Origin of the sequence: Bacillus sp. SG-1 (genome assembly GCF_000181495.1) — a bacterium.
GTDB lineage: Bacteria > Bacillota > Bacilli > Bacillales > Bacillaceae_B > Rossellomorea.
This window is the reverse complement of record NZ_ABCF01000118.1, coordinates 1-5,530: the sequence shown is the minus strand read 5'-3', so window position 1 is coordinate 5,530 and position 5,530 is coordinate 1. Positions and strand designations below refer to the sequence as shown.

Sequence of the window (5,530 nt, the reverse complement as noted above, 5' to 3'; positions counted from 1 at the left end):
CGAAAAGCGGACTGTCAAGAAGCCTGAACAGACAGAAAAACCAAAAACCAAACAGGACAAGTCAAATGACGAAAAAGTATCATCAAAGATGAAGAAATTTTTCGGCTACTTTTTTGAATAGCTTCAAATAGGTTGAGAATCGAGGAATTAGGAGGATGTTTCATGTTAGAGTTTGATACGAATTTAGATTCATTAGCCACCATAAAAGTAATCGGGGTAGGAGGCGGCGGAAACAACGCCGTCAATCGAATGATTGAGCATGGTGTACAAGGAGTAGAATTTATTGCAGTAAATACAGATGCACAGGCTTTGAACTTATCTAAAGCTGAAATCAAGATGCAAATTGGCGGTAAGCTTACAAGAGGTCTTGGTGCCGGTGCAAATCCTGAAGTAGGTAAGAAGGCTGCTGAAGAAAGTAAAGAGCAGATTGAAGAAGCACTTAAAGGAGCAGACATGGTGTTCGTAACTGCCGGTATGGGCGGAGGAACAGGAACGGGTGCTGCTCCGGTAATCGCTGATATTGCACGTGAAATTGGAGCTCTTACTGTCGGAGTTGTAACTCGTCCATTCACTTTTGAAGGGCGCAAACGTTCCACACAGGCAAGCGGCGGAATCGGTGCTATGAAAGATGCGGTTGACACACTTATTGTGATTCCAAATGACCGACTGCTTGAAATCGTAGATAAGAGTACCCCAATGCTTGAAGCGTTCCGTGAAGCTGATAATGTCTTGCGTCAAGGTGTTCAAGGTATTTCTGATTTGATCGCAGTTCCTGGTCTGATCAACCTTGACTTCGCTGATGTTAAGACAATCATGTCTAACAAAGGATCTGCTTTGATGGGTATTGGTGCTGCAGCTGGTGAAAATCGTGCAACTGAAGCAGCCAAAAAGGCTATTTCAAGTCCATTGCTTGAAACTTCCATCGACGGTGCCCAAGGTGTCTTGATGAACATCACAGGTGGAACAAACCTTTCCCTTTATGAAGTTCAGGAAGCTGCAGATATTGTAGCATCTGCTTCTGACCAGGAAGTGAATATGATCTTCGGATCCGTAATCAATGAAGATTTAAAAGATGAAATCGTGGTCACTGTCATTGCAACCGGGTTCAATGAAGAAGCGGTTCAGCCAAAACAAACAAGACCTTCTTTTGGCGGCATGAAGCCTAACACTAATAATGTCAGCCAACAGCAGGCTCCAACGCGTGAACCTAAAAGAGAGGAACCTCAGCAGCAGGAACCTTCTCGCACAAGCGGACAGGGAATGGAGGATACACTCGATATCCCGACATTCCTAAGAAATCGCAATCGCCGCAGATAATGTTTATTCAACCCCCAAGGATTATTCCTTGGGGGTTTTTTTATTGTTTCTACTTTTAAAAATATATTGAACTGATGCTGCATTGTCGAATTGCTAGAAAAGTAAGGGAATAGGTTTTAAATGCAAGTGGATTTGAAGGAGTTTATACAATGATCAACATATCCTAATCTTTGCGTGGAATCACCGGGAGTGCTCTAAAAAGGGTGTAAATGGGTAAAGGAGATTGGTTTCTGGAAGGGATGTTGAGAAGAAAAGGGTGTAATTGGAGCAAGGAGATTAAGTTTTGGAATGGGTGTTGGATCGAAAAGGGCGTAATCAGACTAAACAGAAAGAGTTTTGGAAAGGCCGGTGGGTCGAAAAGGGAGTAATCGGGCCAAGGAGAATGGATTATTGAATGGTTGTTGGGTCGAAAAGGGCGTAATCGGGCCAAGGAGAATGGATTATTGAATGGTTGTTGGGTCGAAAACGGTGTAATCAAGCCATTGAGAATGGATTTTTGAATGGTTGTTGGTTCTAAAAGGGCGTAATCAGACTAATGAGAAAGAGTTTTGGGAGGGATGTTGGATCGAAAAGGGCGTAATCGAGCCAAGGAGAATGGATTATTGAATGGTTGTTGGGTCGAAAAGGGAGTAATCGAGCCAAGGAGAATGGATTATTGAATGGTTGTTGGGTCGAAAAGAGAGCAAACGGCCCAATGAGATTGGTTTCTGGAAGAGATGTTGGGTCGAAAAGAGTATTAACAGGCCAAGGAGAATGAGTTTTGGAAGGGATGTTGGGTCGTAAAGCGAGTAAACAGCCCAATCAGGTTGAAGTATTGAAGAGGTTGGGCCAAAAAGAGAGTAAACGGCTCAATAAGAAAGGAAAATTGCGGAGATGTGGGCCCGTAACCAATGTTAACGGACGGCTGTATTCCTTTTGCGCCAATAAAAAAAGGTTGTCGAATAATATTTGGTTTTTGGATTTTACCTATTATCAATCCCAACAAAGGCACACCGAATTAAACGCTCATTGTGATTCTTTAATTCATGGTAGAGGTTAACCCCCACTAACTTCAGTGCCGGACACCACTGAATCACAAACTTGGAACGTAATTGGGTTCATCACTTTTTAAAAGGGAACAAGGTTTGCAAAATGAGCCAGTAAAAGCATTTGACAATATTCGAACTAGAGTATGAAAAGTTTCACTTCTTAGCTTACAGAAAGTGACACACTTCAAGAGAGTATGTACGATATACTTCTCATAACAACCGGAATGTTAAACAAAAAGGAGGGGAGCAGTTGGTACTGTATTTAGATGTCATTTGGCTATTGAATTTGTTGATAGACAGCATATTGCTGATAATGACGGCATTATTTTTAAAAAGACATCTAATATGGTGGAGAATTTTCTTGGGTGGTTTTATCGGGTCACTAATTGTATTGTTATCATTTACTCCTTACGCCCATATCAGCGGGCATCCGCTTATAAAACTATCTTTCTCATTGATCATGGTTTTCACTGCTTTTGGTTTTAAACGTTTTCGTTTCTTCCTTGGAAACTTGCTCATGCTTTACTTTTCCACTTTTTTAACCGGGGGCATTTTGATAGGCTTTCATTTTTTCCTTAAGTTTGACAATAACCTGCAGTCTTCCATGTTTTTAGCTAGTGTAAAAGGATTTGGCGACCCGATAAGCTGGGTATTTGTCATGTTTGCCCTGCCTGCAGCCTGGTACTTTGCCCATAACAGGGTAAGCAGTATTGAAACGGTGAACATTCAATATGATCAAATTGTCAATATAGAAATTGAATTAAACGGATTAAAACTGGAAATGAAGGGGCTGGTGGACAGTGGGAACCAGCTGTATGATCCTTTAAGTAAAAGCCCTGTCATGCTTATTTCCACGGAGGAATTGGAAGGGAGAATTCCCGAAGAGATCCTTCGTTTATCAGATGACTGTGAAGGCATGTTGAGTGGGGATCATTCTTTGGCACCCCAATGGGAAGAGCGGGTCCGGTTCGTGCCGGCACAATCAGTCGGAAAGAAGAATCAGCTTCTTATCGCTTTTAAACCTGACTCAATCGTAATAAAAAAAGAAGATGAAAGTTGGATATGTAATAAAGGGTTGGTTGTATTTCAAAATATACAATTTTCTGCGGATGATAGCTTCAGTTGTATCGTGCATCCAAAAATGATGGCTTCTCCATCGCTTCAAAACGTATCTTAATACATTGCCACTATTACTATACTCACATTTCACCAAAATAGAAGGGGGAACTACATTGAAAAATTTACGGCTGAGACTTACATACTATTGGTATAAGCTTCTGATTAAACTGGGTCTGAAAACGGATGAGATATATTACATAGGCGGCAGTGAAGCTCTTCCGCCTCCTCTCTCTAAGGAAGAAGAAGCAGTTTTGCTCAAGAAGCTTCCAAACGGTGATAAGACAGCCCGTTCTCTGCTGATCGAGAGGAATTTGAGACTGGTCGTTTATATTGCAAGAAAATTTGAAAATACGGGTATCAACATTGAAGATTTAATCAGCATCGGGACGATTGGTTTAATTAAAGCAGTCAATACCTTCAATCCAGAAAAGAAAATCAAACTGGCTACTTATGCTTCCAGGTGTATTGAAAATGAGATTTTGATGTACCTCAGAAGAAATAACAAAATCCGATCAGAGGTATCCTTTGATGAACCGCTGAATATTGATTGGGATGGGAATGAGCTGCTGCTATCCGATGTCCTTGGGACTGAAGAGGATATCATCACAAAGGATCTCGAAGCAACAGTGGATAGGAAACTTCTATTTAATGCCCTGACTGAGTTATCGGACAGGGAAAAGCAGATAATGGAACTCCGTTTTGGCCTTATGGGCGGTGAAGAAAAGACACAAAAAGATGTTGCGGATATGCTTGGTATTTCTCAATCCTATATTTCGAGACTAGAAAAACGGATAATAAAAAGACTGAAGAAAGAATTCAATAAGATGGTTTGATGCATACAAGGAATGGCGGTTCTAATAAGAATCGCCATTTTTCTTTGAGGAAATGATACCTTTTTACTGTGTCATCCACGTCTAGCTTCATTGCCCAGGGTATTCAATCTCCATACATACCCTGTATGATGTCACAGACTTAAGCGCACGTCATCATTCCTCCTAAACCCTCCCAATGATGCCCCGCGCAGCTCAAGCACACGTGGTCATTCTTCGTAACCCATCTCAATGATGCCCCCGCGCTCTTCTCACCTAAAGCGGACCATTACGTACCAGCTAAAATGCCAAATAACCCGAATAGAGAAAAGGAGGACACCGTTCCTAAACAGGCTTGTCCTCCAACAAACGAAACAGTAAACTGTATAATTCCCTTACTCATTTTCCGGCTAAATAACAAAATATTCCTAAAAATAATAACATTCATATCAAATGGTTCCCAAAAAAAATTTGCATCCATTTAAGCTTTGTCCTGCCTGAATTGGAAGGATTTTTAAGAGGAGGTAAGAAAAGAGGTCCATGCATAATTTTCCTTCCCGGGGAGATACTGACTTTTGTACAGCAACTCCTGCAAGGAGGGAAAGAAATTGACACGAAATAAAGTTGAAATTTGCGGTGTTGACACATCGAAACTTCCTGTTCTCAAGAATGAGGAAATGAGAAAACTCTTTCGGGAAATGCAGGCTGGAGACATTTCAGCCAGAGAGAAATTAGTGAACGGGAACCTTCGTCTTGTCCTGAGTGTCATACAAAGGTTCAATAATCGCGGTGAATATGTAGATGACTTGTTTCAAGTAGGATGCATCGGCCTGATGAAGTCGATTGACAATTTCGATCTCGGGCAGAATGTCAGGTTTTCTACTTATGCCGTACCGATGATTATCGGGGAAATCCGCCGTTATCTTAGAGATAATAATCCGATAAGAGTTTCACGGTCACTTAGAGATATAGCTTATAAAGCTCTGCAAGTGAGGGAGAAGCTAATGGGGGAAACATCCAAGGAGCCTACAGCGGAAGAGATCGCGAAAGTTTTGGATGTCCCGCACGAGGATATTGTTTTTGCAATGGATGCCATTCAGGACCCTGTATCTCTGTTTGAACCGATTTACAATGATGGCGGAGATCCTATTTTTGTAATGGACCAGCTTAGTGATGAAAGGAACAGAGACCACACCTGGATTGAAGAAATCGCCCTCCAGGAAGGGATGAGAAGGCTGAATGACCGTGAAAAGATGA

Annotated in this window: 5 protein-coding genes; all 5 read left to right on the top strand. The window is 41.6% G+C overall.

Annotated elements, in window-relative coordinates:
* Nucleotides 1-121 (top strand): hypothetical protein (locus BSG1_RS21685; protein WP_006838816.1); only part of this gene is annotated, 121 nt, incomplete at its 5' end.
* A 41-nt stretch (nucleotides 122-162) separates the two neighbouring features.
* Nucleotides 163-1,317 (top strand): cell division protein FtsZ, encoded by a 1,155-nt coding sequence (ftsZ, locus tag BSG1_RS18775; RefSeq protein WP_006838815.1) that lies wholly within the window; start codon nucleotides 163-165, stop codon nucleotides 1,315-1,317.
* A 1,278-nt stretch (nucleotides 1,318-2,595) separates the two neighbouring features.
* Nucleotides 2,596-3,522, top strand: a complete 927-nt coding sequence (gene spoIIGA, locus BSG1_RS18765) for a sigma-E processing peptidase SpoIIGA (RefSeq protein ID WP_044023185.1) — start codon at nucleotides 2,596-2,598, stop codon at nucleotides 3,520-3,522.
* Between the two features lie 55 nt (nucleotides 3,523-3,577).
* Nucleotides 3,578-4,297 carry an RNA polymerase sporulation sigma factor SigE gene (gene sigE, locus BSG1_RS18760; protein WP_006838811.1) on the top strand — a complete coding sequence of 240 codons (720 nt, stop codon included), beginning with the start codon at nucleotides 3,578-3,580 and terminating at the stop codon, nucleotides 4,295-4,297.
* A 584-nt stretch (nucleotides 4,298-4,881) separates the two neighbouring features.
* On the top strand, nucleotides 4,882-5,530 hold a 649-nt coding region (gene sigG / locus BSG1_RS18755; RefSeq protein WP_044023184.1), incomplete at its 3' end, for an RNA polymerase sporulation sigma factor SigG.